Genomic DNA, 26,708 nt, shown 5'->3' on the forward strand with positions numbered 1-26,708 from the left:
TGTCCCCGGTCACTGCATCACGAAGTTGGTGAAGAAGAGCGCTTCAATGTCGGATGGCTCCTCTTCCTCTTCAAGCAGCTCCACGATCTGGCGCAGGGCCTCGTCCTGAAGCGCTTCCCGTCCCGCGGCACTGCGGGCCTTTTCGAACTCCACGTCGCTGAACAGCATCAGCAGGCGGTTCCGAACCCTCGGCATGTGGCGCTCCACCGCATCCAGGCTGGCCTGATCCCGGGACATGAGCTCCACCTTGACCTGCAGGTAACGCACGCGGCGCTCTGCTTCCACATTCACGACGAATGCCGGCTCGATGGCGTAATAGATCGGCGGCTGACGCATTTCTTCCACCGCCGCCGGTACCGCGTTCTCGGCACCGCCATTGCCATTGCCGTCCAGGGCGCCGGCCAGGAACAGGCCGGTGCCGAGGCCGATCAACAGAACCAGCACGATGCCAATACCTCCAAGAATCCATGCCTTCATCCGCTTGTCTCCTCATGTCTGAACGGGCGGACGATCTTCTGCCAGAACCAAGGCAAGTGCCGTGCCACCCTTGAGAACAATGAAATATTTCTTTACCAACAGCATGTTACAGGATGCCGATCAATGCCGGATGCCAGTTCGCCCGGCCAGACAGACCGACTGTCGGGATTTTGGCACTCCAGGGGGGCGGCGCTGCAGGCGAATATCGCCGAAGGATAGGGCAAGGATCGGCCGGGACTAGGGCCCGGCCGGGGAAGGCACAAAGAGGGGATGCGTCAGCCTGGCGGAATCGAGGCCGACACTCAGGCGTATTCGTCCAGCAGGCCGATGCGAAGCTCCAGCACCGCTTCCCCGTCCGGGACCGTAGCCGCGTCACCGTTCAGACTTCGCTGGTTCTGGTTCAGCATGGCCTGGCGGCTCGCCTCCCCGTTCCGCTCGCGGCCATCGCTGACATCCGCCTGGGCCAGATCCAGGCCCTTTTCCTGCAGCATTTCACGCAGACGCGGAAGAGCCTGCTCCAGAGCATCCCGTGTCTGGGCATGATGGCTGCTCAGGGTCAGGGTGGCCTGATCCTGGGTCACGGTCATGCGAATTTCCAGGGGCCCAAGGTGGGGCGGGTGCAATTTGATCTCGGCACGATCCATGCCCTGACCGGCCATCATGACGACGCGCTGACCCAGGGCATGGTTCCAGTTCTGGCCACCCACGGGCATCTGCATCGGCGGCAGCCGGTTCATGCTGGAGGATTCGCCACTCTGGCTGGCAGTGGAGAACAGTGCCGCCAGCTGCTGCGGTGACGCCGGCTGAACCAGCTGGCCGCGTCCATCGGCCTGACGGAGGACGCCGTCCAGACTGGGCTGGCGTTCGCCCCCCTCCTCCGCACGCCCGACAGCCAATGCCTGATGCAGGAGATTGAGGCGCTCTGGCAGTACGATACGCTGGCTGTCGGGCGCCTCGCGGCCGCTCAGGGACAACAGCGTCTCCTGAATCGTGGCAGGCGGCGCCGACGCATTGGGGGTCAATCGGATATCACGGTTTTCCAGCGAGGCCGCACCATCGCCCCCGGGCCGCGCCAGTGCTTCGCGCATGGCCTGCAGCAGCCGCTGCCCGGCCTGACCTGTCGCCAGGCTCTGTCCGGCGGAACCATCGTTCTCGGTACCTGCCATTCCCAAGGCCGACTGCAGAACCGCCTCGACATTCTCTTCGACAAGGGGCGAACCCGCATCACCCTCGTCGGCTGCCAGCAGGCGCAACGGCTGCGATGCCTTGCCGTCCAGCGGCAAATCCTTGCCGCTTCTCAGCGCGACCAGATCCTCGGGATGGATGCGCAACCCCTGCTCGGCAAAGGCACTGTCCAGCAGATCGGCGAAATCCGACAAGGCCTTCTGCCCGTCTCCCTGGGTCAGAAAATCCGCGAGGCCGCCATTTCGGCGGTCTGAGGCCTCGGGCAAGGCGTCGAGCAGGGAAAGGATGTTCTGAATCACGGTGCAATCTCCGCGTCATCGGTGGCGAGCCGCCTGGCCCTGCCACCACTCCAGCCGGAGCCACTCTCCGGTGTTCGAAGGAAGATTTGCAGAAAGCGTGCCAGCCCCGGCGAAGCAGACCACCGGGCAAGCGGTTTCAGTCCCGGCGGCCGCGGTGCTGGCTGAGATCGTCCTGCTCCTTCTGTTCCCGTCGATCCTGGTCGCGGGATTCCACTCGCCGATAGCGATCGGCCGCCCGATCCAGGGCATTGACGCGACTGCGAGCCTCGATCCAGCCCTCCCGCTGCTGCTCATAGGCCTGCATGTTCGCCTCCACCACGGATTCCTGCTGGCGAATCACTTCGTCAAGCTTGGCGAGAAAAGCACGCTCGTCCCGCAGACGACGCGGGTCAACGGAGCGCTGTCCATCACCGTCGAACATGGCACGGTATTCCGCACGATACTGACGCAACTGCTCCAGGCGGGCTTCCTGCTCGGACAGAGCCTGCTGACTCCTGCCAAGCTCCACGGAGGCATCCTTTTCGCCGCGGTCGGCCAGCTTCTGCACCGGCTTGAGTCGCTCCGAACGCTTCTTGGCTGCCATCAACGTCCAACTCCCTGTGTTCCGATCTTCAATTATGGATTATTTTCCGGCGCAGGCCGCAACAAACACCACGTTGCCCTACTGGCCACCGGCGCCGGTATAGGCCCGTTTGGCCTGTTGTCCACTGGCCGCCGGGGCCGGCTCGGCATCACGCCGGATTCCACTCTGCCGGGTGGCGCCTTCAGCCGGCTGGCGCAACAGCCCCTGCAGCTCGCTCAGACTGCCCTCGAAGGAGACCCGTTCATTCATGCCCTGGCGCAGGAACTGCTGGATGCGGGGCCAGTAGGCAACCGCCTCGTCCAGTCGTGGGTCACTGCCGCGACGATAGGCACCGACGCTGATCAGGTCCTGGTTCTGACGGTAGAGCGAGTACAGTTGCCGGAAGCGTTTCACCAGATCCTGCTGCTCCTCATCCGTGATGCCGGTCATGGCCCTGGAGACGGATGCCTCCACGTCAATCGCCGGGAACAATCCGGACTCGGCGATCTGGCGAGACAAAACCACATGCCCGTCAAGAATGGCCCTGGCGGAGTCGGCCACCGGATCGTTCTGGTCATCGCCCTCCACCAGAACGGTGTAGAAGGCGGTAATGGAACCCTGCCCCTGATCGCCATTGCCGGCCCGCTCCACCAGCTGCGGCAGCTTGGCAAAGACCGAGGGCGGATACCCCTTGGTGGCCGGTGGCTCACCGATGGAAAGGGCCACTTCCCGCTGTGCCTGGGCGAAGCGGGTCAATGAGTCCATCAGCAGCAGCACCTTGCGGCCCTGATCTCGAAAATGCTCGGCAATGCGCGTGGACAGCCAGGCACCCTGCAGGCGCATGAGCGGCGGATTGTCCGCCGGGGTGGCAACCACCACGGCCCGGCGCATACCCTCTGCGCCCAGTGTTTCCTGGACGAACTCGTTCACCTCACGGCCACGTTCGCCGATCAGCCCCACCACGATCACATCCGCCTCGGTGAAGCGGGTCATCATGCCCAGCAGCACACTCTTGCCCACCCCGCTACCCGCGAACAGGCCCATGCGCTGGCCACGCCCCACCGTCAACAGGGAATTAATGGTCCGGATGCCCACATCCAGCGGCTCATCAATCGGCTGGCGCGCCAGCGGATTGATCAGACGACCGGTCATCGATACCTCTTCCCCGGTCTGCAGGGGGCCGGCCCCGTCCAGGGGCCGCCCGGTACCATCCAGCACACGTCCCAGCAACCCATCACCAACTGGTACGCGGGAGGTCTTGCCAGTGGGGATCACGCGCGCATTGGGTACCAGGCCAGCCAGCTCGCCAGTCGGCATGAGATAGATGGAGTCACCGGAAAATCCCACGACTTCGGCATCAATGAAGCCGCCATCGGCGGTTTCAACCCGGCAATGGGAGCCCACCGGTGCACGGCAGCCCACGGCCTCGATGGTCAGGCCGACCACGCGCCGCAACACACCCTCCACCAGCGGCTGGGATTCATGCCGATCAAGGCGCTGGCGATAACGCCCGAGACGCTCCTGCAGGCGCTCCCTACGATGTTGCTTGATGGTCTCAGGCGAGAGGCTCATCATCCTGCTCCCCAGGGGCGTCACCCCTGGTGTCGGAAGGCCCGCCATCACCGGATTCACTCCCGGTTCCGGGCGACTCCTGCTCGTTCGCGTTGCCGGCACGGGATGTCACCGCCGGGTCGTCCTGCTCCGGGCCGTGCGGTTCGCCGGCCTCCACATCCTCCGTCTCCATTTCCCCGGGAACCTCGCGCCCGTCACCGAGCATGCTGGACAGGACACGACCAATGCGATGCTCAAGACGTGCGTCCACGGTGGAATTGCGGTCGGAAACGATGCAGCCGCCCCGGCTCAGGCTGGGATCCTCGACCAGCTCCCAACGGGCATCCTGACCACCGGCGCCGGTCAGCTCGCGGATCAGCCGGGCGTCTTCCGGGTGCAACTGCACGTGGATACGGCGATCACTGCTGGGCAGCGCGTTGACGGCCTCGCGCACCACGGCAACGATCTGATCCGGGGCGGTGCGAAGCTCCCGGCGAATGAGTTTTCGGGCGATGATGCAGACCAGATCCACCATTTCCCTTTCAAGGGCGTCATCCATGGCTTGCAGGGGCTCGGCCATGGCGTCCAGCAACGCGGCCACGGCGTCGGCCTGATGGCGCGCCGCCTCGCGGCCGGCTTCAAGCCCCTCTTCGTGACCTTTCTGCCAGGCTTCCTCATAGGCCGCTTCCTGGATGGATTCAATCTCCGCCGCAGTCACCGGCGGATCATGAGGGCGGCGACTTTGCGGGCTCGCGCTCTTGCCCCTGGGTCGGGCCGTCTTGCCCCCCCTGGCGGAGGCACTGCCATCACGGCTCTTGCCCACGGTGGGCGCCTCCCAGCGGCGCCACCCTTGCCTGGGATCAGGGGCCTCAGACATATTCTTCGCCCTTGCCGCCAAGACTCAGGCGGCCGGCATCGGCCATGGCACGTGCCGTGGCCAGGATTTCCTTCTGGGCCGACTCCACGTCGCTGATCTTCACCGGCCCCATGGCCTCGATGTCCTCCTTGAGCATCTCCGCGGCCCGCCGGGACATATTGCGGAAGATCTTGTCCTGAACCCCCTGGTCGGCGCCCTTCATGGCGATGCCCAGCTGATCCGAGGCCACTTCCCGCAGCAGCTGCTGAATGCCGCGGTCGTCGATGTCCACCAGATTGTCGAACACGAACATCAGTTCCTGGATGCGATCACCCAGCACTTCATCGTGTTCACGGATAATTTCCATGATGGACTCCTCGTCGGAGGAGTCCAGGAAGTTGAGCATGTCGGCCGCCACCTTGGCGCCGCCCACGTCGGAGGACTTGATGTTGGAATTGCCGGAGAACTGTTTCTCCATGATGGCGTCCAGCTCCTTGATGGCCGAGGGCTGGATGCCGTCCAGGCTGGCAATGCGCATGATGACGTCGGGCCGGATGCGGTCGGAAAGCTGCCCCAGCACTTCGGCGGCCTGATCGCTGTCGAGGTGGGAAAGGACGATGGCGATGATCTGCGGGTGTTCGAGGCGGATGATTTCCGCCACTGCCCGGGCATCCATCCATTTGAGGGCATCCAGCCCCTGGGTGGTCCCGCCCACGACAATCCGGTCCATGAGGCTGTTGGCCTTGTCTTCACCCAGGGCATTGATCAACGTCTTGCGCAGGTACTCATCACCACCGACACCCAGCGCGGTCTGGTCACCCAGCTCCGTCATGAAATCGTCCATGACAGACTGCGCCTGTTCCATGGTGATATTGCTGAGCGTGGCCATGGCGGCGCCGACCTTCTGCACCTCGCGGGCATTCATGTGCTTCATGACCTGCGCGGCTTCCTCCTCGCCCAGGCTCATCAGCAGTATCGCCGCCCGTTCCGGGCCATCCAGTCGTGCGCTCATGTCAGACTTCATTCCTTGATCCAGTTCCGGACCACCTGGGCCACCCGTTTCGGGTCCTCGGACACCGCGGTCTTGGCCGCGGCCACCTTCTGATCATAATCCTGCGGTTTGGACAACTGGAAGGCCAGTTTGGCTTCCTGATCCACTTCCTCGCCACCCGCGCTCGCTTGATGGCGCAGCTGGCCGGCCGCATCACCCCGGGCGGCGTGAGCGTCCCGGCTACTGCGCCGGGCTGCCGCCAGACTGCGAACACCGGGCTTGATCACGCCAAAGATCACCGCCAGCACCAGTATGGCGCCCAACAACTGACGCATGAGCTCGCTGAACCAGGGTTGCTGCCAGAAACCAGGCTCTTCCAGTTCCTCGGCCTCCTCGATGATGAAGCCCTGATTGACCACGCTGAGGGAATCCCCGCGCTCATCACTGAAGCCGATGGCCTCGCGCACCAGGTTCTCGATGCGAGCGATCTCGGCTTCGGACAGGGGTTCACGGATCGGTTCACCCTCTTCCGTCACCGCATCACGGTCGTCCACAACCACGGCCACCGACAGCCGCTGGATGCGTCCCAGTGCCTGGACCGTATGGGATACGGAGCGATCCACCTCATAGTTGCGAATGATGCGACGGGCCACGGGTGCCGGAATGCCAGCCAGTTCGGCCTCCTGCGCCAGCTCTTCCTCGTCGATCAGGCCGGGGGGCTGATTGGTCAACGCCCCCGGCACGCCCTGGGCACCGCGGCCGGGCCGCGGATCTTCGCTTTCCTGCTCACTGCGCACGGCAATGGTGTCGGGGTCATAGCTTTCCCGGGTTTCCTCGAAGCGCGTGAAATCCAGATCGGCCGTCACCTGTGCACGCACCCGATTGCTGCCGATGATTGGCCGAAGAATGTCCTCGATGCGCTCCACGTAGGCCCGCTCCAGGCGCCGGGCATGATCAAACTGGGCCTGAGTGCCGGCACGATCGGAATCCCGGGCCTGATCCGACAGCAGTCGCCCGCGCTGATCCACCACGGTCACGCGCTCGGCCGGCATGTCCGGAATACTGGATGACACCATGTGAACGATGGCCGCCACCTGGGGCTCACTCAGACTGCGGCCACGATAGAGATTGAGGAATACAGAAGCCGAAGGCTGGCGGCGGTCACGAACGAACACGCTGTCTTCGGGAATGGCCAGATGCACGCGCGAGGACTGAACCGCGTCCAGGCTGTTGATGGTGCGGGAAAGCTCGGTCTGCAGAGCGCTGTGATAGCGGGCCCGCTCCATGAACTGGCTGACGCCAAAACCGCTTTCATCGTCCATCATCTCAAAACCGACCCCGGCACCACGGGGCAGGCCCTCGCTGGCCAGCTGCAGCCGTGCCGCATGCAGATCATCATGGGGCACTTCCACCGCACCGGTGGCCGGATTGATGCGATAGCGAATGCCGGCGCCATCCAGCGCCTGTACCACCTGGGCGGCATCACGGTCATCCAGGTCGCCATACAGCGTGCGGTAGCTGGGGCTCTGTGACCAGAGGAAGGCCACCACGGCAATGGCAATGGCGGCCGCCACGAGAACCACAATGCCCAGCTGCCGACCGGCCTGCCCCTGAACCAGGTCCTGGAGCTGCTGGTTGGCACTGCGCGGTGCATCCTGTTCGCGCTCCGCCGGCAGATTGCCCGTGCCTGTATCCGTTGCCTGCACTGCCATTGACTTGTTCCTCTCGCTCAGAAGCCCGACCGGCGTCGTCTACGGCGCTGCCGTCACGGCCGCAACCCGCTCGCCGTCACCCTCAGACCTGCATTCTCATGACTTCCTGATAGGCCTCGACCAGACGATTGCGTACCTCGGACATGGCCTGGAAGCTGACCCCGGCCTTCTGCACTGCCAGCATGACCTCGGTCAGCTCCACGTTCTGGTCGCCGGCGGAAAAGGCATTCGCCAGCTTGCTCGCCGCCTGCTGGGTCTCATTGACCTGATCCAGGGAGGCCTTGAGCATCTCCCCGAAATTGGGTCCGTTGCCGGCGGCCCGCTCCGGCGCCGCCGTGGCGCTGGCTTCACTGGAGAGCTGACGCATCTGCGCCAGAACACTCTGAATGTGAACATCGCTCATGTGCTCACCCTCTATTGCTCGTCAAAGGCTCGTCAGCGAGCCACCCGAAAAGAAATCAAGCAAATTTCACGCCAACATCCGATGGCAACTCGATGCCCGCCTCCCGCAGCCTGGCCAGCTTGTAGCGCAGGGTGCGGGGGCTGATGCCGAGACGGGCGGCGGCGTCCTTGCGCGAGCCACCTTCGGAGCGCAGGGCATCCACGATCAGACGGTATTCCCGATCACGCAGGGCGTCATCCAGAATCCGCTCACCCGGCACGGCTTCGGCGACCGGCGGCGTGTCCGGTTCGCTGTGATCGAAGGCGGCTGGAGAAGCGGTGGCGGATTCAAAATGCAGGGCATCCGAGCCGATCTCCTCGCCCCCCGTCAGAATCAGGGCCCGCTGCATGACGTTGTCCAGCTCACGGATATTGCCGGGCCATTCATGCCGGCGAAGACGATGCTCCGCCTCCGCCGACAGCAGCGGCACCGTGCGACGTCCCTGGCAATGCTGCTCGAGCAGATGAGCGGCCAGGGGAACGATGTCATCCGGTCGCTCACGCAACGCCGGCAGGCGCACCGGAAAGACATTCAGGCGGTAATAGAGATCCTCGCGGAAACGGCCCTCGCGCACCTGGGTCAGAAGATCCCGGTTGGTGGTGGCCACCACGCGAACATCCAGGCTGATCAGCTTGCGCCCGCCCAGTCGCTCCACTTCCCGCTCCTGCAGGACGCGCAGCAGCTTGGCCTGCAGGGCCAGGTCCATTTCCGAGATCTCGTCCAGCAGCAGGGTGCCGCCCTGGGCCTGTTCGAACTTGCCCGGGTGAGCCGCCTGGGCACCCGTGAACGCTCCCTTCTCGTAACCGAACAGCACCGCTTCGAGCATGTTTTCGGGAATGGCGGCGCAATTGATGGCAACGAAGGCCTTGTCCCGACGGGGAGACTGGGCGTGGATGAAACGGGCAAAGACCTCCTTGCCGGTACCGCTCTCGCCGCACAGCAGCACCGTCGCCTCGCTGTCCGCCACCCGGCGGGCCAGTTCCACCACTCGCAGGCTGTTGGCGTCCTCGGCCACCGGCCCGCTATCGCCTGGAGCCTTGAGGCGATGGCGATGAACCATGTCCACCAGATTCTCCGCCTCGAAGGGCTTCATCAGATAGTCGGTGGCGCCACCGCGCATGGCGTCCACGGCCTGCTCCACCGTCCCGTAGGCGGTCATCATCACCACCGGCAACTCCGGGTGATGGCTGCGGATGTGCGCCAGCAGCGCCCGGCCATCCATGGGCTGCATCTGAACATCGGTGATGACCATGCTGACGGACTGCTCCCCCATCATGCCGATGGCTGCTTCGCCATCCGCAGCCTCGATCACCGGCAGGCCATGCCCCATGAGGGTATCGACAATGGCCTCGCGCAGATCCGCGTCGTCTTCCACGACCAGAATGGGCAATTCCGACATGCGCATGCTCCCTTACTGATCCCGGCCGGACTGCCCGGAACGGCTGGAAACCGCTCTCAGGGTCACGGCGGGCAGACTGAGAATGAATTCGGCCCCGCCAACCTTTGGCGTGGCAAGAAGGAGTTCACCGTTGTGGGCTTCCGCCACCGAACGCACCACGGCCAGACCCAGGCCGGTGCCCTGGGGGCGGGTGGTGTAGAAAGGCTCGAAAATTCGCTCGCGGAGTTCGCGGGGGACACCCTTGCCGTTGTCGCGTACGCGAATCAGAACTCGATGGTCGCCAACCGCTTCCGCCCTGAGACGTACGTGGGCATCCGCCGCTTCATGAATCTGAACCGCCTCGGCGGCATTGTTGAGCAGATTGGTGATGGCACCGAGCACGGCCACGCGGCTGCCGCGAATGGCCAGGCCGCGACCGCCTTCGACCTTGAGCTGGATGTGCCGGCGCCAGCGGGTCATCACCTGCCCCGCTGCTTCCGCGAATAGTTCGTCCAGACGCAGTACCTCGTCATCCCGGCGTCCGCCACCGGCGAACATCAGCATGTCCCCGATCATTCCCTCGATCTGGCGCAGGCGCCCGGCCACCCGGGCCGCCAGCTTGGGCAGGCGTTCCTCGCTGACCTGCCCTGCCTCCAACTGCCCGGCATACAGCAGGGCCGCCGACAGGGGGGTACGAATCTGATGGGCCAGGCGGGCTGCCATCTCGCCCATGGCGGAGAGGCGCTGGTGACGATCCACCAACTCCTGCAGCGCACGGGTCTCGGAGACATCGGTGAGCAGAATGATGCGCCCCTGTTCGGCTTCCAGACTGCGCTGGGAAAGGGAAACGCGACGGCCGGTCCGCAGGGTCACCTCCCCCGTACCACCGGTGTCATCGATAAAGGCACGCCGGCGAATGTCTTCCCAGCGCTCCCCTTCCAGGGGATTGCCCAGCAGGGACACGGCACCGGGATTCGCGTCACGGATCCGCCCCTGACCGTCAATCACCATCACCCCGCCGGGCAGGGCCTCCAGCAACTGCTCCAGACGCCGCCCAATGCGTTCCTTCTCGGCCAGCTCCTGCAGGCGCGCACTGCGGGCCGCGGCCAGCTCCTGACTGAGCTGGCTGACCTGGCTTTCCAGCTCGGCGTAGGAATCGGACAGCTGGCGGGAGGTGCGGGTAAAGACCTCGAAGGCCTTCTCCAGCTCCTCCATCCGCTGCTCATCACGCTGCTCCGTGGATGATTGGCTCACTGCATTCTGCTCCGTCGGGGTTTTGACAGTCTGCTCCGATGGAGGCTACTGCAAATGCCGTGCCGGGATTGTTTATTTTCTTATTTTCAGGTGTTTACAAAATTCTTCGGCGGGAAAAAACTGGATTGTCGGAATACCGACACAGTGGATATCGAACACAGATGCGGTCCCTTCGACACGCCCCGCGCTCACCACGCCGCCGGCCAACACCCCCTGTAGGCGCGGATGAATCCGCGCCTACAGAGGGGTAGTGAGACGGATAGGGGCAGCCGGCGGATCAGGACGATTCAGGTTGCAGACCGTATTTGCGCAGTTTCTCCACCAGGGTGGTGCGGCGCATCTGCAGCAGGCGGGCAGCCTGGGCGACCACCCCGTCGGTGCGCTCCAGGGCCTGGCGGATCAGGCTCTGCTCCATGTCCGCCATGTGTTCACGCAGATCCAGACCCTGCTCCGGCAGAACCATGGGGTCGACCGTGGGCAGGGAGACGCTGGCAGGCGCCTCCGCTTGCGGCTCCTCCCATTGCAGGCTGTCCGGGTCACCGGGGTTATCGCCATAGCGACCGGGCAGGTCTTCCAGGTCCACCACCCCGCCGGGCTTGATGATGGCCAGACGCTCCATGAGATTGGCCAGTTCACGCACATTGCCAGGCCATTCGTAGGCGCACAGGGCAGCCATCGCACGCCGCGTCAGACGCACACCGGGGCGGTCCTGCTCGCGCATGCCGGCATTCATCAGGCGCACCAGTTCGGGCAGATCTTCGTGACGATCCCGCAGGGCGGGCATCTCGATGGGAAAGACATTCAGGCGGTAGAACAGGTCCTCGCGGAAATCCCCCTCCGCGATCATGCTCTCCAGGTTCCGGTGGGTGGCGGCGATGATGCGCACATTGCACTCCAGGGGGCGGTTGCTGCCCACCCGCTCGAATGTGCGCTCCTGCAGCACCCGCAGCAGCTTGACCTGCATGGGCTGGGGCATGTCCCCGATTTCGTCCAGGAACAGGGTGCCGCCCTCGGCAATCTCGAAGCGGCCCTTGCGGGCCGTGATGGCGCCGGTGAAGGCGCCCTTCTCGTGCCCGAACAGCTCGCTTTCCAGCAACTCTCCGGGAATGGCCCCGCAGTTCACCGGCACGAAAGGCTGCTCGGCCCGGCTCGAGGCATTGTGCACCTCCCGCGCCACCACTTCCTTGCCCGTGCCGGACTCGCCGAGAATCAGTACATTGGTATCGAAGGGAGCGACCTGCTCGATCAGGCCGCGAACCTGACGAATGGGTTCCGACTGGCCTGCCGGACGGCGGGCCCGCCGCCGGGTCAGGCGATCACGGAATTCGTCGATCTGGCGCAGAACCTCGGTGAGATCGGCGTGTTTGACCGGGAAACTGAGCTGGGCGCAGGCCCCTTCCGAGAGCTCCTCGGCCAGCACCCGCCCGTTTTCATCCGCGAGCGTCACCAGCGGCACCTGTTGCCCCAGACGTCGCAAGGCCTCCAGGTTCGAGCCCCCCCGGTCCGTCCCCGACGTCGCCCACGACAATGGCGTGCCAGGGCACCCCGTTCTCGGCTTCGGCCTCCGGCCACTGATCCAGCAGCTTGGGCGGATAATCCACCGCGCCCAGAACGGCTTCAAGGGCACGGGCCCGGTCGGGATTCCGTTCAAGGACCAGGATCTGCGGCTCAAGCATTATGGCTACCCCTTCTGCTGGCGCGGTCGTTATGTTGAATGAGCCAGAAGTTCGCCAACCGGCCTCTTGGCAGGCTTCGGTCAGCCGATGTGTCGAGAATATGTCACATGATGGGATTTTGCCACCCTGATCGGGCGGAAGCGAGAGTCACGGGGGGCCATTGGACGGCGAATTGGCACCGCTCACGGATTCGACAGGGGCTTGAAGGCAGGCCCGGCCGCTCAGGCTTCGCCGGAGCGGCTACCGGCAATGGCCCGACGGTGATGGCGGAACACGAATTTCTCCAGAGCGTCGGTCACGGTGTCATTGACGCCATAGAACTCGGCCAGCACGGCCTCGCCATGCTCCCAGTGGCCGCGGCCACGAATGGTGGCCGGCAAAGTCAGGGGCTGGGCCGCGTAGGCCGCCAGGGAAAGCTCGATGCGCCCCTGTTTGCAGTCCCGGGCCTGAAAGCGTTCACGCGGCCACCAGACCAGACCGGCGGCAGCCAGCTCCACGGTGACGCTGGGCGGAACCAGATCGGATGCCGCCCGAATCTGCCCCACCAGGGTGAGAATCAGATCCAGCTTGGCCTCCAGCCGCTGCACTTCCGGGAGGGGCAGCCCCTGGCTGCCTTCCTGGGATTCCACATGACGTTCTTCCAGGGCGGCCACGGCTCGCAGGAGCGCCAGATTCTGTTCATTCAGGCTGGCCAGCTGCCCGGCATCAAGCGGCTCCTCGGAGCCGGTCCATCGAAGGGGTAATTCAGAGCGGAAGCTGACCCGGTCCGCAAAAAAGGATTGGATATCCATGTCGAACTCCGGATCAGTTGACGAAAGAATCAGCCCTCGGCGTGGCGGGTGTAGGCATCCACCGCCCGCTGGCCGCGGCGCAGGCTGCCCAGTTCCACACCCAGACGATCGCGTTCCCGTGCCACCCGATCCACCAGGGCACGGTCTTCCTCGATCAGGCGACGGGTCACTTCCGCCAGGGCCTCGCCCTCTTCACCGGAGAGGCTGTCCAGGTTGCGGTAGAGCTGGTGCAGCTTGCCGGCCCGCTGGCGCTCCAATTCGCTGGTTCGAACCCAGTCGCCACCGGCGGCTGCCTCGGCAATCTCCGTCTGCAACTCGGCCACGCGTTCAAGCAGCGCCCGTCGCGGCAAGGGCAGGCGTTCCAGCCACTCCTGCTCGAATACCGCCGCCATCACTCGCCTGACTCCGTATCGGACTGGCGCCGGGCGATGGCCTCTTCCACCGCCTCGGCCGGAATGCCGTCCCAGCCGGCCTTGAGCTCCTTCATCAGGCGCAGGACTTCGTCCAGGCGGTCGACGTCATTGTGCAGATTGGCCTCCGCCAGGCGCCGCCCCATGTAGTCGTAGAGCTGCTCCAGGCGCTCGGCCAGTTCTTCCGACTGAGCCGGATCCAGGGACAGACGCAGGCCCTCGAGAATGCTGATGGCGCGACTGATCTGCTCCCCCTTGGGGCTGATCTCGCCACGGCTCATGTGGCCCTTGGCACGGGCCACCCGATCCAGCACGCCTTCCATCAGCATCTGGATCAGGCGGTGGGGATTGGCCTCGTCCAGACCACTGCGCACCCCCACTTCCTGGTAGGCATTGAGCGCGGCAGTCTTGTTCGGCATGTACATGGTCTGTCCCCTGATGTGAAAGCTTAACGGCGATTGGCGCCGGGTCGCGGCAGATTGGCCAGCTGATCGGTGAGAAAGTCCCCCTGGGCACGCAGATTGGCCACCAGGGCATCCATGGCCGAGAACTGGGAAGTGTAGCGGGCCTCGACACTCTGCATGCGCCGGTCGAGGCGCTCCTGCTGCCGCTCCAGATCACCGAGACGGTTCTGCAGGCTGCTGGTGCGTCCGTCCAGAATACCACCGAAACTGGTGTACTCCCCGGCCAGGTTGTCCATGCGCCGGGCCAGGCCGTTCTCACCGCCGAACAGGCGGCCCACCGCATCGAAATTGTTGTTGAGGGCATCGTCCAGACGGTCATCATCGATCTGCAGGGTGCCGTCCTGGCGGGTGATGATGCCGATCTCGGCCAGGGTCGAGAAGGGTCCGCCGGTGTCGGCCACCGGCGCGTTCATTTCATTGCGCAGCTGGTTGACGATGCGCCGGGTGGAGGAGTCTCCCTGCAGGGCACCGGCCTCGCCTGTTTCGGGGTTATAGGCGGTCAGCTCATTGACCGAGCGCATGAAGCTGTTGAAGCGGGCCACGAAGCTGGTCACCGCCTCTCGGGCCGCATCCTGATCCAGACTCACGTCCAGGCTTTCCAGCTGGCCGGGGTTGGCCGACTTCAGATTGATGGTCACCCCGTCAATCACGCCGGTGATGGTGTTGGTGGCGCTCTGATGCTCGAAGCCGTTGATGAAGACCTGGGCATCCTGGGCGGCCTGGGTCCGGTTCATGGCCGAACCGTCCGGATCCTCCGGGTCGAAGGTGAGCGCCTGCAGGCCGCCGTCACCACCGGTGGCGGTGATGCTGGCCGCATTCTCCTCGCCGGTCTTGCGGCTATTGATCACCAGGCGGGCGCCTTCGCTGGTATTGATGATGCTGGCGGTCACGCCCTTGCCATCCGCCGCCTCGTTGATGGCATCGCGGATGCCGGCCAGGCTGTTGTTGGCGGAGTCGATGTTGACGGAGAAGTTCACGTCTCCGGCACTGATGTTGAGGGTGCCGGTGCCCACCGTGCTGTCCGGGTTGTCAAAGGCCGAGGAGGCCAGGGACTGGGCCTTGGCCAGCTGCTCCACCTGCACGTTGTAACTGCTTTCGGCCGCCTGTCGGGTGGCGGTGGCGGTGAAACTCTCGGGATTGCTGCTGATGGCCTGGCGGCTGCGGAAGGCGGAGGCGTCCCGCAGGGAGGACATGCCGGTACGCAGCTCGGACATGACGCTCTTGAGCTTGCCCAGAGCCGAAATCTGCGCCTCGAAGCGTTCCTTGCTGCGATCGATGCGCTGCTGGGCCGGTGCCCGTTCCGCCGCCACCAGCTGGCGGACGATATCACCGATATCCAGTCCGGAACCGATACCCTGTGCGCTGATTATGGACATGCTCTGCCTCCAGGCCCCGGAAACCCGACCGCCGCTGGCGGTCAGGCGCGGGTGCGAATCAGGCTGATTTCACTCAAATCGCCATTGCTGCCCAGTTCTCGCAACAAGTGTGCCAACCTGAGTGCCTCTTCCGGCGGAATCTGCCGGATAATCTCCTCCGTCTCCGGATGATAGACCGTAATCACGGTTCTGCCCGAGACTTCGTCGACCTTGAACTCCAGTTCCGGGCGGAACAGCGACTGGGCGCTGTCCAGTTCCCGGGCGGCCCGTTCGGCCAGGGCTTCCAGCGCGCGGCTGTCCAGCTCGGCTTCACGGATCGGTTCCACGCTCTTCAGCGGCCTGCTTTCAGGCGCCGTCGAGTCCTTTGACCGGCCAGCCCTTGCCTCGTTCGACGGCAAGGCATTGCCGCCAGGCAGACTGGGTCTGATGCCATTCATCTCGTAAGACATGGCTCCCTCCAGTTGGCCCATCCCACTGGGCCCGGATCGGGCCGGAGTGGCCCATCCCCCTCTTGTCCTCTCCTGCTCCCCGCAACGGGCGAAAGCGGGCAAGGCGCCAAGGCCCTGCCCGCTTCCATCCCAGCCCTGTTGTCGGGGCCGTTCATGTCACATCCCGGTGACCGATTACTGCAGCAGACCCAGGACCGTCTGCGGGACGGCATTGGCCTGCGACAGAATCGAGGTACCAGCCTGCTGCAGGATCTGGGCCCGGGTCAGGGCAGCCGTCTCCTGGGCGAAGTCGGCGTCCTGGATCCGCGAGCGGGCGGCCTGCAGGTTCTCCGAACCCACACTCAGGTTGGAGATGGTGGCCTCGAAGCGGTTCTGGATGGCACCCAGCTCGGACCGCAGGCCGGAGACCTGCTGCAGGGCGAAGTCCATGGTCCGGATGGCGTCGTTGGCCTCGTCGCGGGTCAGCACACTGGTGCCGGCCACGGAGAAGGTCTCGGTATTGGTGCCGGAACCATCAAAGGCGGCGATCCCGAGCAGAGTGGCATCACCACCGGCCGTGGTGATGGTGTCACCAATATCCGTGGACAGTTCGATGCCGCGGAAGATGGTGTCCTCAGTCTCACCACCGAACGCCAGATCACCACTGCCAGTGATCGCGAAGGAAATATCAGCGTCGGAAGAGAAGGTGATATTGGTACCATCCTCAGTCGCAGTGACACCGGTCTGCGAGGACACCGCATTGATCGCAGCCGTTACATCGGCAATGTCATCACCTGCGCTAACGGCGATTTGCACCCCATTCAATTCCAGGGTATTTCCGTCGGTACCACCAGGTGCTGTGAATGCAAGCGCCTGTTCCACGCTATCAGCACGGGATGCCTGGACGTTGGTATCACCAAAGACATTGTTGATGGCGGCAACCACATCCGACATGCTCTCGGCGCCATCCAGATCAATGGCAATACCGTTGATGGTCAGGTCATCAGCCAGCGTGGCGAAGTTAGCACCCACCGCACTTTCCAGTACAGCGTCACCTTCACCGATCTCGGCACCCAGCTGGGAGGTGCGGGAATCCACGCCCTGAACCGTAATGGTCTGGCCGCGGTTGGCGCCCACCTGGAAGATCAGCTCTTCAAGGCTGCCGTCCAGCACGTTCTGGTCGTTGAACTGGGTGGAAGCGGCGATACGGTTCATTTCCGCAACCGCCTGCTCCACTTCCTGGTTCAGGGCGCGGCGGTCGGAAGCGGAGTTGGTGTCGTTGGCCGACTGCACCGCGAGCTCACGCACACGCTGCATCAGGTTGGACACCTCTTCCAGGGCACCTTCCGCCGTCTGGGCGAAGGAGATGCCGTCGTTGGAGTTACGCACCGCCTGGTTGAGGCCGTTGATCTGAGCGGTGAAGCGCTCGGAAATGGCCAGGCCGGCGGCGTCGTCACGGGCGCTGTTGATACGCAGGCCCGAAGACAGTCGCTCAAGGGACTGCGCCAGGGCACCCTGGGACTTGCCAAGGTTGCGCTGGGCATTGATCGACATGATGTTGGTGTTAATGACTGAACCCAAGCTCATGATGTTTCTCCTCTAGGTTTCCCGTCCTGAAGTGATCCGGGCCGGGACCCGGGCTTCAAGCCCAGCGCCGGGCCCCAGGGTTTGTGATGGACCGATTGCGGCGCTGTCAGGGGGCTTAACGGCGATGGGGAGGAGAACTTTAGGGGCTGTGGGGTGATTTTTTCGCCAGCCGACGGGCGGGGGGTTTTGGGGGATGGGCGGTGCTGGGGGTTTCGATATGGCGGCGTGCCAGGATCGGGATTGAAATCGCGGCTAAAGCCGCTCCCACGGTGCCATTCGTGAGCCTTGGGGGTTTGCTCCTTGCTCCTTGCTCCTTGCTCCTTGCTCCTTGCTCCTTGCTCCTTGCTCCTTGCTCCTTGCGTCTTGCTCCTTAATTACAGGAAATTAAACAGGCTCAGGCCCTGGACGCGGACGTAGGCCTGCTGGGCGGCCTGCAGGCCCACCTGCTGCTGGTTCAGGCGGGTGATGGCTTCGGCGTAGTCCAGATCTTCCAGCTCGGAGCGGGTGGTGGTGAGATTGAGCTTGGTGCCTTCATTCACCTCGCGCTGGTCGTCAACGGCCTTGAGGCGGGCACCGGTCTCGGCGCGCACTTCCAGCACGCGATTGAGCACCTGATCCAGGTCTTCCAGGGAACGGTTGAGTTCATTCAGCTGCAGGGCCCGGTCACGCGGGTTCTCCACGCGCATTTCCAGACCCTCGATGAGGCGGTCCAGGGTGACGAACATGCCCTGATTGCGGCTGGGCTCGATGTTGAAACTGTCACCCTCTTCCGGGTTGCCCTCGATGATGAATTCGATGCCGTTGACGCTGATGGCCTCACCGGCACGGTAATCACCCGCAGCAATGACGTTGTCATCCTCATCCAGGATTTCGTACTCGCTGTCCGCCAGGATTTCCACCCGCAACGGCTCGCCCGTCCACTGCTGCAGATCGCGAATGCTGGTGTTCTTGACCACCGCCGTGCCCTGATTGCCGGTATCGGCCTCGACGATGAACACGCCATTGCCCTGGCGAATCTGCTGAAACACCTCGGAGCCGGGATTGCCGTCGGTGACATTGCGGTTGGGGCCGATCTGCAGGGCCCGCTTGCCGTCATCGCCGCGATACTCCACACCATTCGGGGTGGTCACGAAGGGCTGACTGTTGCTCTGGAAACCGGCGAAAAGGTACTGGTCGGCGCTGTCCTGGGAGTTGGCCAGCTCCAGCAGGGAGGCACGCAGCTCCCGCAGTTCCTGGGCAATGAACTTGCGGCTGTCATTACCCTGGCTGCCATTGGCCCCCTGCACCGTCAGTTCACGGGCACGCTGCACCAGATTGCCGGCCTCCACCAACACACTCTCCTGGAGATTGAGGCGGTTCTGGGCAATATTGGCATTGCGCTGGAACTGCTCGGTCTTGTCCAGGGCCCGGCCAAGCTCCAGGGCCCGAACCGAGGAGATGGGGTCATCCGAGGGGCGCACGACCCGCTTGCCCGAGGCGATCTGTTCCTGGGTGCGCGACAGCTTGAACTGCTGCTCCTGCATCTGCAGGACCGAACTCATGTGCCACCAGGCTGTGGATACGCGCATGACGAATTACCTCTGGAAGGCGCCGATCAGTGTCTGGAAGATGGTGTCGGCCACACGCACGGCCTGGGCCGAGGCCTGAAAGGCCTGCTGGTACTTGAGCAGGTTGGCGGCCTCTTCATCCAGGTTGACCCCGGATACCGCCTCCATGGATTCCATGGCCTGGTTGCGCAGCACCTTCTGGGCATCGCGGTTGGATTCGGCCTGGGCCGTCACCGAACCCACATCGGCAATGATTTCACCCAGGGCATCCTGAAAGGAGGTGGTGCCGCCATCCAGCACCCGGGCGTCCACCAGATCGGCCAGGCGACGGGCATTGCGGTTGTCACCGGTACCACCGATGTTGGGGTCGACCGAGAAGGTATCCCCGGCCTCCACGCTGCCGGTAATGGTCACCCGCCAGCCGTTGTACTCGATGGCTTCGCCGGAGGTGTAGGCGAAGCTGTTGCCGTCGATCTCGAAGGTGTTCGCATCAATGAACTCGATGGTCACCGGCTCCATCAGATCCGGGTCATCGATATCCACCACCTCGCCCAGGGAAATGGTGGCGGTACCCAGGTTGTCGGTGCTGGCCGAACCGATGATGGGAGCGGCCGCCGCCACTTCTCGCGGATTGCTGATCACCGTGTCAAAACGGCCGATGACGTCCCGGTTGGGGCGGACAATGAACTCGTCACCGTCATCCGGCGCACCGTCCACCACCACGGACAGGCCATCGAAGACGAAGGGGTCCCCGGCGCTGCCATCCCCGCTGGGGGTGATGGCCTCGCCGGTGTCCAGGCGGTTGATGGTCCACGTGCCCCCATCAAATCGCAGGCGGTAATCGGCCTGAGTCAATGCGCCGGTATCGATCACTTCGGCACTCAGCTCGGCACCGCCGGTGTTGTTGACCCGCGGGCTGACCTGGGGATCCGGCACGGCGAAGAAATCACCACCAAAGGCGCCATTGAGATCCAGGCCTTCACGGTGGACGGCGTTGACGTTCTCGGTGATGCCACGGGCCAGCCGGCCCAGGCCGTTGCGCGTGCTGTCCAGCACCTCATCCCGGAAGGCCAGCACCCCACCCAGCTTGCCGCCGGAGATGGCGCTGCTGACATTGCCGGTGGGGGCCGAGCCGGCCACGGCCACCTCCTGGCGTGAAGGATCAAAGGGGTTCTGGCGCGCTTCCAGATTGCGTGACTCGTTACCCAGTACCAGGGTCGGCCCGTTGCCGAGGAACACATTGATGGAGCCATCGTCCTGCATCTGGGTGTCGATATTCACGATCTCGGAAAGCTGCTGGATCTTGTGATCGCGCTGGTCAAGCAGATCGTTTGGCTCGCCCCGCCCCTGGCCACGGACTCGGGAGATCTCCTCGTTCAGGCGTGCGATGGCCTCGGTCAGGCCATTGATCTGCTTGACCGAGTCCCGGATCAGGCCGTTGATCTCCGACTCGATGTCGCTCAGGCGATTGTTGAGATTGTCGAAACGGCTGGTGAGCGCCTCGGCCTCGCTCAGCAGTACCTGGCGGGCCGGAATCGACGCCGGATCGTCCGCCACTTCCTGCATGGCATTGAAGAATCGCTGCATGGAGGGGGTGAGGCCGGCATCCGAGTCCGCCATCAGATCATCCACGCGACGGGCGAGGCTGTGGAAGGTATCGAGCTTCTCGAAGGCATTGCCGGAATTGCGCAGCTGCTCGGCCAGGAAGGTGTCGTACATCCGGCGGATGTCGGTCACCTGGGTGCCCTGACCCTGGAATCCGGCCCCCGAGGCCTGTGGCGGGCGTGTACCCTGCTCGACCCGCTGGCGGTTGTAGCCATCGGTGTTGGCATTGGCGATGTTGTGCCCGGTGGTGGTCAGGCCGCGCTGGGCGGCCAGAAGACCGGAAACACTGTTGCTGAGCAGACTCATCCGTACTCACCTCGTCACGCCGAGACGTCTCGCCTCGTTATCATTCATACGGCCGATTCGGGAAATCCTTTAGGCCATTTCCACCCGCCGCATTGTCGCCGGAGGCACCGTTGCCCACCGTTCGCAGCAATGGGCTACGGGCCACTCGCTGAATCTTCTCCGCATAGGCCGGGTCGGTGGCATAACCCCCGGCCTGCAGGGCCTGCCCGAAGGCGGCCGCGTCATCGCCCTGCCCCAGGGCCTGTTGATAACGGGGCGACCGGGACAGGAATCGGGCGTAATCGTTGATGGATTCTTCCAGCGAGCCGTAGGCACGAAAACGATCCACACGGCGCACCGGCAGGCCATCCTCAAACTCCAGCGTTGGCACGCTCATTTGCTGGCCCTGCCAGCCATTGCCCGCCTTGATGCCAAACAGATTGAAACTGTTGCGACCGGACTCGTCGCGGATCATGTGCTGACCCCAGCCCGTTTCCAGCGCGGCCTGGGCCAGGATGAGCTGAGGCGCCACCCCCAGGCGATTGGCGGCCCGCCGGGCCAGTGGCAACAGCTTCTGCACGAACTCCTGCGGGCCTTCCGGGCTGAAATCGTCCCTGTCACTGTCCGCTGCCCCTGCCGTTTCGCTCGCCCTCACCGACGCGCCGTTCTCGACCACCGGCATGGCGCGGGCCCGCAGGGCCTCCAGGGTGTCCCGCATACCTGATCCACCCTGCCCCGGCCCGGCCACCGACTCGCCGCCCAGCTGGCGCACGATCAGGTCGGCCAGTCCCAGGCCCTGTCCCTGGGACATCTCCACCGCAATCTGCTGATCGAACATGTCGCGGTAGAAATCCATTTGATAACCGCCGGTGAGATCATCACCGAAACTGGCCGCCCGCATGCTCTTGAGCATCATGTGGGTGAACAGGGATTCGAAATGACGCGCCACTTCACGCAGGGCCTCGGGATCGTCCCGCCGGGCTTTTCCCCGCAGGCCCTCGAGGCTGTGAAGATCCGTGAAGACAGGCTTGTCACCGGAGATCATGGTCAGATCACCACCAACTGGGCCTGCAGGGCACCGGCCCGGTCCAGGGCCTCGAGAATGGCCACCAGGTCACCCGGCGCGGCCCCGACCTGATTCACCGCTTCCACGATCTGATCCAGGCCCACACCCGGGTCGAACAGAAACATGCGGGAATCTTCCGGTTCCTCGATCTCGATGTCGGTACGCGGCAGCACGATGGTCTCACCCGGCGCAAAGGGCGAGGGCTGAACCACGAAGGGCCGCTCGCGGATGCGCACAGTCAGCGAACCATGGCTGACCGCGGCCGCCCCCACGCGCACATTGGCGCCGATGACCACCGTGCCCGTGCGGGAATTGACGATGACCCGGGCCGGCCCCTCGCCCGGCTCCACCTTCAGGTTCTCCAGCACGGATATGAAGGCAACGCGCTGGCTGGGGTCGGCCGGAGCCTCAACCCGAACCGAGGTGGAATCCAGGGGAATGGCCGTATGCTCGCCGAAGTTGTCGTTGATGGTCTGCGTCAGACGATGGGCCGTGGTGAAATCCGAGGTATTGAGATTGAGCGTGATGAACTCTTCCTCAATGAAGGTATTGGGCACTTCGCGCTCAACCGTGGCGCCATTGGGAATTCGCCCGGCACTGGGCACATTCACGGCCACCCGGGAACCGTCCTGGCCTTCCACGCCAAAGCCGCTGACCACCACATTGCCCTGGGCCATGCCATAGACCTGGCTGTCCGCACCCAGCAGTGGCGTCATGATCAGCGTGCCGCCACGCAGACTGCTGGCATTGCCGATGGACGACACCGTGACGTCGATCTGCTGACCGGGCTTGGCGAAGGGCGGAAGATCCGCGGTCAGTGACACCGCGGCCACGTTGCGCAACTGGGGATTCACATTGCGGGGCACTTCCACCCCGTAGGTGGACAACATGTTCCGGATGCTCTGGATGGTGAACGGTGTCTGCGAGGTCTGATCCCCCGTGCCATCCAGACCCACCACCAGGCCGTAACCGGTGAGCTGGTTGGGGCGCACACCACTCACCGAGGCCAGATCCTTGATGCGGTCACCGCGCTGATTGTTCTGCATCAACTCGCCGAGCATTTCCTGTGCCGGGAGGGCAAGGCTGCTCAGCCCGAGGGTCAGACCCAGAATCCAGGCTAGTCCGTGATGGCGATTCATGATGCTCACTCCTCAGAAAGGCTGCAGGGGTGACTGGAAGAAACGGGTCAGCCAGCCAGGGCGGTTGGCATCGGCCAGGGTGCCGCGGCCGCTGTAGGTAATGCGGGCATCCGCCACACGGTTGGAGGCCACGGAATTGTCCGGAGAAATATCCTGGGGCCGGACGATGCCGGCAATGCGCACCATTTCCTCGCCCTGGTTCAGAGTCAGCCATTTCTCCCCCTGAACCATGAGATTGCCGTTGGGCAGGCGCCGCGCCACGGTGACGGTGATCTCGCCTTCCAGGCGGTTGCTCTGGCTGCTGCCACCCTCGCCTTCGAAGGAACGGCTGCTGCCCATGTCCACGTCCAGAATGGGCAGGCCGCGATGGGTCACGCCCCGTCCGAAGACGGTGGGCGGATTGATGGTGGTGTTGCTTTCACGACTGGAGTTGGTGCTGGCCGACTTGCTGGCGTCGGTCCGTTCCACCAGGCGTATGGTGAGAATGTCACCCACCCGGCGCGCCCGGCGATCCTCCACCAGAGAACCGGCGTATTCGGGCTGGAAGATGCTGCCACTGACGCGCTGGGCCTGCTGCGGCTCCAGCGGCATCACCGGCTCATAGCTGCGATCCTCGTCCCGCGGCGCGTAGCCGCCACCGCAGGCACTCAGGCCGGCGAGGATGATCAGGCTTGCCAGGGCGGCAAACAGTTGCCGCCCCTTGCCTGCCCAGTCGTTCGATGCGTTCATTTTCATGGCGCTACCCCATGTCCTCTCGGCTTACAGCGTCTGGTTGGTGAACTGCAGCATCTGGTCGGCGCTGGAGATGGCCTTGGAATTGATCTCGTAGGCCCGCTGGGTCTCGATCATGTTCACCAGCTCCTCCACCACGTTGACGTTGGAGCTTTCCAGCATCCCCTGCTGCAGCATGCCCAGGCCGTCAAAACCCGGGGTACCGGGCTGCGGCGGGCCACTGGAGGCAGACTCCAGGTAGAGATTCTCGCCGCGCGGCTGCAGGCCACCCGGGTTGATGAAACGGGTCAGCTGGATCTCGCCCAGCTGAACCACATCGGCCTGCCCGGGCAGCCTGGCACTGACGGTGCCGTCGGAACCGATGGTGACCCCCTGGGCATCCGGGGGAATCTGAATACCCGGCTCAAGGGCATAGCCACTGGAGGTCACGACCTCGCCTTCCGAGTTGAGCTGGAAAGAGCCATCCCGTGTAAAAGCCTGCGAGCCATCCGGAAGACGGATTTCAAAGAAACCATTGCCTTCGATGGCTATGTCCAGGGGATTCTCGGTCTGGATCATGTTGCCCTGGTTAAACATCTTTTCGGTGGAAACCACCTTGACGCCAGTACCCTTGCTCAAACCCGAGGGGCTCTGGGTTTCCTGGGTGGTCTGGCCGCCCACCTGACGCACGTTCTGGTACATCAGGTCCTCGAAGGCGGCACGACCGCGCTTGAAGGCCGTGGTATTGGAGTTGGCCAGGTTGTTGGACACCACATTCATGCGCGTCTGCTGCGCATCCAGTCCGGTCTTGGCGACCCACAGTGCTGAATTCATCGTTCTCTCTCCTCCGGGCGGTGACGGTGATCGGTCACCGGCGCCTCATCAATATTCGCTGCAAGATCAGTGCCAGTTCCTAGGCCTGGCTACGCAACAGCTGTGACGCCGAACGGGCATTCTCGTCGGCGTTCTGAATCATCTTGACCTGGGTCTCGTACTGCCGGGCCAGCTGGATCATGTTCACCATGGCGGTGGTGATGTTGACGTTGCTGCCCTCCAGCACTCCGCTGGCCAGCCGTACACCGGCATCCGCTTCCGCTTCCAGGCCATCGGCCATGCGGATCAGTCCGTCCATGCCCTTCTCCATTTGCTCCAGATCCGGGTTGACCAGCTTGATACGATCCACCACCGCCATGGCCTGGGCTTCCTGACCCTGGGGCACGATGCTGATGGTGCCGTCGTTGCCGATCATCATCTTGTCGTGGGGCGGCACGGCTACCGGGCCGCCGTCTCCGATGACGGGATGCCCGGTGCCGGTCACCAGGTTGCCGTTGGCGGTGAGGCGAAGATCACCCGCCCGGGTGTAGGCCTCGCCACCATCGGGCGCCTGCACGGCAATCCAGCCCTGACCCTGTACCGCGACATCCATTTCGCGGCCGGTGGTCTGCATGGTGCCGGGGGTGAAATCCACCCCCAGGCCCCGGCTCACGGCGTTGACGCGACTGGCATAGCCCGGCCCCCGCACCGGCTCCGGCGCGAAGGCATGCAGATCCGCCCGGAAACCCGCCGTATTGGCATTGGCCAGGTTGTGGCTGTTGGCGGCCTGGGCCTGCATGGTCTGCTTGGCCCCGGTCATCCCCAGATAGATCATGCGGTCCATGTCAGTACTCCTGCGTCAATGCCGCGTGGCTTAGCGGATGTTGATGATGGTCTGGGTGACGGCGTCACTGGTGGAGATCATCTGCGCGTTGGCCTGGAAGTTGCGCTGCGCGGTGATCATTTCCACCAGTTCGGCGGTGAGATCCACGTTGGCGCCCTCCAGGGCACCGGCCTGGATGCCACCAAACCCCGACATGCCGGCCTCGCCCAACTGGGCATCACCCGCCTGGAAGGTCTCGCCCCAACGGGTATCACCCAGCTTCTGCAGCCCCTGGGGGTTGTCGAAGTTGGTCAATGCCAGCTTGCCCAGAGTCTCGGCCTGACCGTTGGAAAAGCGGGCCGAAACCACACCATCGGGATCAATGTCGAAGCCGGTCAGGCGGCCGGTGGCAAAGCCGTCCTGGGACAGCTGGGTAACACCAAAATTGCCACCGTACTGAGTTGTGCCGCTGTAGTTGATGGTGATGTCCAGGTCTTCCGCGCCGTTGGCCGGATCAAAAGCCCCGTAGTCGATCAGACCATTGGCGGGATCGACCAGCTGGCCACTGGCGTTGAACTCCAGGGTGTCCGGCCCGCCCACCAACTGGTCATTGATGTAGAAATGGGTCTCCCATTCATTGGGGGTGCCCGTCTTGACGTAGTAGAAGGTGGCGTCATGACGATTGCCCAGGGAGTCATAGATGGTCACCGAGCGACTGTTGTTGAAGCTGAGCGGATCTTCCGGGTCAAAGGGCGCGTTGACCGGCTCTTCCGCGTCGGCCGGCAAATTCAGTTCAGCGCGGATTTCGCCCGTGGCCTGCGGAGCACTTTCCCCGGTAATCAGCTGCAGATCGTTGAGCTGGCCGGTATTGAAACTGCCGTCACCGGCTGGCGGATACACCTGCAGCCGCTCATTGCGGTTGTTCTGGACAAAACCATCGCGATCCACCGAGAAATTGCCGGCCCGGGTATACACCCGGCCTTCATCACCCTGCAGGGTGAAGAAGCCCTCACCGCTCAGGGCCAGATCCAGGTTGTTCTCGGTGAAATCGATGTTGCCCTGGGTGAACTGCTGGGCAACCCGCTGCATGCGAACACCGTTGCCGGTGGCCACATCACCGATGTCACCACTGCTGACGGCAAACAGGTCGGCAAACTCCGCCCGGGAACGCTTAAAGCCCGTGGTATTGACGTTGGATATGTTGTTGGCGGTCACGTTGAGGTGACCGGATGCGGCGTTAAGGCCACTCAGTGCGATACGAAAAGGCATGATTCATTCTC

Annotated in this window: 26 protein-coding genes; all 26 read right to left on the minus strand. The window is 63.9% G+C overall.

The features are described 5' to 3' along the window. Nucleotides 1-9: 9 nt before the first annotated feature. The 26 genes from RBH19_RS01100 to flgE all read right to left on the minus strand — a co-directional run bounded on the left by RBH19_RS01100 (nt 10) and on the right by flgE (nt 26,697). A complete protein-coding gene (locus tag RBH19_RS01100) occupies nt 10-477 on the minus strand; it encodes a flagellar basal body-associated FliL family protein (protein WP_306726955.1) in 468 nt (155 codons plus the stop codon). 302 nt (nt 478-779) lie between these two features. After that, the gene (locus RBH19_RS01105; protein WP_306726956.1) at nt 780-1,961 is read right to left on the minus strand and encodes a flagellar hook-length control protein FliK; all 1,182 of its coding nucleotides are present in this window, start codon (nt 1,959-1,961) and stop codon (nt 780-782) included. A gap of 136 nt (nt 1,962-2,097) precedes the next feature. Continuing rightward, complete coding sequence (fliJ, locus tag RBH19_RS01110; RefSeq protein ID WP_306726957.1) at nt 2,098-2,544, minus strand: flagellar export protein FliJ; 447 nt, start codon at nt 2,542-2,544, stop codon at nt 2,098-2,100. A 78-nt stretch (nt 2,545-2,622) separates the two neighbouring features. After that, complete coding sequence (gene fliI, locus RBH19_RS01115) at nt 2,623-4,095, minus strand: flagellar protein export ATPase FliI (protein WP_306726958.1); 1,473 nt, start codon at nt 4,093-4,095, stop codon at nt 2,623-2,625. Continuing rightward, nucleotides 4,079-4,951: a FliH/SctL family protein gene (locus RBH19_RS01120; protein ID WP_306726959.1), complete on the minus strand. Its 873-nt coding sequence runs from the start codon at nt 4,949-4,951 to the stop codon at nt 4,079-4,081. The genes fliI and RBH19_RS01120 overlap by 17 nt, the downstream gene beginning before the upstream one ends. After that, nucleotides 4,944-5,954 carry a flagellar motor switch protein FliG gene (fliG, locus tag RBH19_RS01125; RefSeq protein ID WP_374728934.1) on the minus strand — a complete coding sequence of 337 codons (1,011 nt, stop codon included), beginning with the start codon at nt 5,952-5,954 and terminating at the stop codon, nt 4,944-4,946. The genes RBH19_RS01120 and fliG overlap by 8 nt, the downstream gene beginning before the upstream one ends. After that, nucleotides 5,951-7,633, minus strand: a complete 1,683-nt coding sequence (gene fliF, locus RBH19_RS01130) for a flagellar basal-body MS-ring/collar protein FliF (RefSeq protein ID WP_306726961.1) — start codon at nt 7,631-7,633, stop codon at nt 5,951-5,953. The genes fliG and fliF overlap by 4 nt, the downstream gene beginning before the upstream one ends. Nucleotides 7,634-7,715: 82 nt before the next feature. Next, nucleotides 7,716-8,036, minus strand: a complete 321-nt coding sequence (gene fliE / locus RBH19_RS01135; protein ID WP_306726962.1) for a flagellar hook-basal body complex protein FliE — start codon at nt 8,034-8,036, stop codon at nt 7,716-7,718. 55 nt (nt 8,037-8,091) lie between these two features. Next, nucleotides 8,092-9,474 carry a sigma-54-dependent transcriptional regulator gene (locus RBH19_RS01140; protein WP_306726963.1) on the minus strand — a complete coding sequence of 461 codons (1,383 nt, stop codon included), beginning with the start codon at nt 9,472-9,474 and terminating at the stop codon, nt 8,092-8,094. 12 nt (nt 9,475-9,486) lie between these two features. Continuing rightward, on the minus strand, nt 9,487-10,707 hold the full coding sequence (locus tag RBH19_RS01145; RefSeq protein ID WP_306726964.1) for a sensor histidine kinase: 1,221 nt from the start codon (nt 10,705-10,707) through the stop codon (nt 9,487-9,489). A gap of 277 nt (nt 10,708-10,984) precedes the next feature. Continuing rightward, nucleotides 10,985-12,154: a sigma-54 interaction domain-containing protein gene (locus RBH19_RS01150; protein WP_374728935.1), complete on the minus strand. Its 1,170-nt coding sequence runs from the start codon at nt 12,152-12,154 to the stop codon at nt 10,985-10,987. Continuing rightward, a complete protein-coding gene (locus RBH19_RS01155; RefSeq protein ID WP_306726965.1) occupies nt 12,138-12,383 on the minus strand; it encodes a hypothetical protein in 246 nt (81 codons plus the stop codon). The genes RBH19_RS01150 and RBH19_RS01155 overlap by 17 nt, the downstream gene beginning before the upstream one ends. 221 nt (nt 12,384-12,604) lie before the next feature. After that, nucleotides 12,605-13,174, minus strand: a complete 570-nt coding sequence (locus RBH19_RS01160) for a PilZ domain-containing protein (RefSeq protein WP_306726966.1) — start codon at nt 13,172-13,174, stop codon at nt 12,605-12,607. 29 nt (nt 13,175-13,203) lie between these two features. Then, nucleotides 13,204-13,566, minus strand: coding sequence for a flagellar protein FliT (locus RBH19_RS01165; protein ID WP_306726967.1), 363 nt, complete (start codon nt 13,564-13,566; stop codon nt 13,204-13,206). Next, nucleotides 13,566-14,009, minus strand: coding sequence for a flagellar export chaperone FliS (gene fliS, locus RBH19_RS01170; protein WP_306726968.1), 444 nt, complete (start codon nt 14,007-14,009; stop codon nt 13,566-13,568). The genes RBH19_RS01165 and fliS overlap by 1 nt, the downstream gene beginning before the upstream one ends. Before the next feature lie 23 nt (nt 14,010-14,032). Next, a complete protein-coding gene (gene fliD / locus RBH19_RS01175) occupies nt 14,033-15,424 on the minus strand; it encodes a flagellar filament capping protein FliD (RefSeq protein WP_306726969.1) in 1,392 nt (463 codons plus the stop codon). Between the two features lie 41 nt (nt 15,425-15,465). Then, nucleotides 15,466-15,750, minus strand: a complete 285-nt coding sequence (locus tag RBH19_RS01180; RefSeq protein ID WP_306726970.1) for a flagellar protein FlaG — start codon at nt 15,748-15,750, stop codon at nt 15,466-15,468. Between the two features lie 297 nt (nt 15,751-16,047). Then, the gene (locus tag RBH19_RS01185; protein ID WP_306727290.1) at nt 16,048-17,433 is read right to left on the minus strand and encodes a flagellin N-terminal helical domain-containing protein; all 1,386 of its coding nucleotides are present in this window, start codon (nt 17,431-17,433) and stop codon (nt 16,048-16,050) included. Between the two features lie 380 nt (nt 17,434-17,813). Further along, a complete protein-coding gene (flgL, locus tag RBH19_RS01190) occupies nt 17,814-19,007 on the minus strand; it encodes a flagellar hook-associated protein FlgL (RefSeq protein ID WP_306726971.1) in 1,194 nt (397 codons plus the stop codon). A 6-nt stretch (nt 19,008-19,013) separates the two neighbouring features. After that, nucleotides 19,014-20,897 carry a flagellar hook-associated protein FlgK gene (flgK, locus tag RBH19_RS01195; protein ID WP_306726972.1) on the minus strand — a complete coding sequence of 628 codons (1,884 nt, stop codon included), beginning with the start codon at nt 20,895-20,897 and terminating at the stop codon, nt 19,014-19,016. 40 nt (nt 20,898-20,937) lie between these two features. Further along, nucleotides 20,938-21,921 (minus strand): flagellar assembly peptidoglycan hydrolase FlgJ, encoded by a 984-nt coding sequence (gene flgJ, locus RBH19_RS01200; RefSeq protein WP_306726973.1) that lies wholly within the window; start codon nt 21,919-21,921, stop codon nt 20,938-20,940. A 2-nt stretch (nt 21,922-21,923) separates the two neighbouring features. Further along, nucleotides 21,924-23,081, minus strand: a complete 1,158-nt coding sequence (locus tag RBH19_RS01205; protein ID WP_374728936.1) for a flagellar basal body P-ring protein FlgI — start codon at nt 23,079-23,081, stop codon at nt 21,924-21,926. 12 nt (nt 23,082-23,093) lie between these two features. Continuing rightward, nucleotides 23,094-23,810 carry a flagellar basal body L-ring protein FlgH gene (gene flgH / locus RBH19_RS01210; RefSeq protein WP_374728944.1) on the minus strand — a complete coding sequence of 239 codons (717 nt, stop codon included), beginning with the start codon at nt 23,808-23,810 and terminating at the stop codon, nt 23,094-23,096. 30 nt (nt 23,811-23,840) lie between these two features. Continuing rightward, a complete protein-coding gene (gene flgG, locus RBH19_RS01215) occupies nt 23,841-24,626 on the minus strand; it encodes a flagellar basal-body rod protein FlgG (protein WP_306726975.1) in 786 nt (261 codons plus the stop codon). A 79-nt stretch (nt 24,627-24,705) separates the two neighbouring features. Continuing rightward, on the minus strand, nt 24,706-25,449 hold the full coding sequence (gene flgF / locus RBH19_RS01220) for a flagellar basal-body rod protein FlgF (protein ID WP_306726976.1): 744 nt from the start codon (nt 25,447-25,449) through the stop codon (nt 24,706-24,708). A gap of 30 nt (nt 25,450-25,479) precedes the next feature. Beyond that, nucleotides 25,480-26,697: a flagellar hook protein FlgE gene (gene flgE, locus RBH19_RS01225; RefSeq protein ID WP_306726977.1), complete on the minus strand. Its 1,218-nt coding sequence runs from the start codon at nt 26,695-26,697 to the stop codon at nt 25,480-25,482. Nucleotides 26,698-26,708 lie beyond the last annotated feature (11 nt).

The organism is Natronospira bacteriovora, from assembly GCF_030848495.1.
GTDB classification, from domain to species: Bacteria; Pseudomonadota; Gammaproteobacteria; order Natronospirales; family Natronospiraceae; genus Natronospira; species Natronospira bacteriovora.

Excerpts from the sequence above, each read along its gene's own strand:
- RBH19_RS01165 (WP_306726967.1), bottom strand. The coding sequence starts at position 13,566 with ATGGCGGCGGTATTCGAGCAGGAGTGGCTGGAACGCCTGCCCTTGCCG.
- RBH19_RS01120 (WP_306726959.1), bottom strand. The coding sequence starts at position 4,951 with ATGTCTGAGGCCCCTGATCCCAGGCAAGGGTGGCGCCGCTGGGAGGCG.
- RBH19_RS01205 (WP_374728936.1), bottom strand. The coding sequence starts at position 23,081 with ATGAATCGCCATCACGGACTAGCCTGGATTCTGGGTCTGACCCTCGGG.
- flgH (WP_374728944.1), bottom strand. The coding sequence starts at position 23,810 with ATGAACGCATCGAACGACTGGGCAGGCAAGGGGCGGCAACTGTTTGCC.
- fliE (WP_306726962.1), bottom strand. The coding sequence starts at position 8,036 with ATGAGCGATGTTCACATTCAGAGTGTTCTGGCGCAGATGCGTCAGCTC.
- fliS (WP_306726968.1), bottom strand. The coding sequence starts at position 14,009 with ATGTACATGCCGAACAAGACTGCCGCGCTCAATGCCTACCAGGAAGTG.
- flgF (WP_306726976.1), bottom strand. The coding sequence starts at position 25,449 with ATGGACCGCATGATCTATCTGGGGATGACCGGGGCCAAGCAGACCATG.
- fliJ (WP_306726957.1), bottom strand. The coding sequence starts at position 2,544 with ATGGCAGCCAAGAAGCGTTCGGAGCGACTCAAGCCGGTGCAGAAGCTG.
- flgE (WP_306726977.1), bottom strand. The coding sequence starts at position 26,697 with ATGCCTTTTCGTATCGCACTGAGTGGCCTTAACGCCGCATCCGGTCAC.
- flgJ (WP_306726973.1), bottom strand. The coding sequence starts at position 21,921 with ATGATCTCCGGTGACAAGCCTGTCTTCACGGATCTTCACAGCCTCGAG.
- fliG (WP_374728934.1), bottom strand. The coding sequence starts at position 5,954 with ATGAAGTCTGACATGAGCGCACGACTGGATGGCCCGGAACGGGCGGCG.
- flgG (WP_306726975.1), bottom strand. The coding sequence starts at position 24,626 with ATGAATTCAGCACTGTGGGTCGCCAAGACCGGACTGGATGCGCAGCAG.
- RBH19_RS01160 (WP_306726966.1), bottom strand. The coding sequence starts at position 13,174 with ATGGATATCCAATCCTTTTTTGCGGACCGGGTCAGCTTCCGCTCTGAA.
- fliD (WP_306726969.1), bottom strand. The coding sequence starts at position 15,424 with ATGTCCATAATCAGCGCACAGGGTATCGGTTCCGGACTGGATATCGGT.
- RBH19_RS01100 (WP_306726955.1), bottom strand. The coding sequence starts at position 477 with ATGAAGGCATGGATTCTTGGAGGTATTGGCATCGTGCTGGTTCTGTTG.
- RBH19_RS01140 (WP_306726963.1), bottom strand. The coding sequence starts at position 9,474 with ATGTCGGAATTGCCCATTCTGGTCGTGGAAGACGACGCGGATCTGCGC.
- fliF (WP_306726961.1), bottom strand. The coding sequence starts at position 7,633 with ATGGCAGTGCAGGCAACGGATACAGGCACGGGCAATCTGCCGGCGGAG.
- flgK (WP_306726972.1), bottom strand. The coding sequence starts at position 20,897 with ATGAGTCTGCTCAGCAACAGTGTTTCCGGTCTTCTGGCCGCCCAGCGC.
- fliI (WP_306726958.1), bottom strand. The coding sequence starts at position 4,095 with ATGAGCCTCTCGCCTGAGACCATCAAGCAACATCGTAGGGAGCGCCTG.
- flgL (WP_306726971.1), bottom strand. The coding sequence starts at position 19,007 with ATGCGCGTATCCACAGCCTGGTGGCACATGAGTTCGGTCCTGCAGATG.
- RBH19_RS01155 (WP_306726965.1), bottom strand. The coding sequence starts at position 12,383 with ATGCTTGAGCCGCAGATCCTGGTCCTTGAACGGAATCCCGACCGGGCC.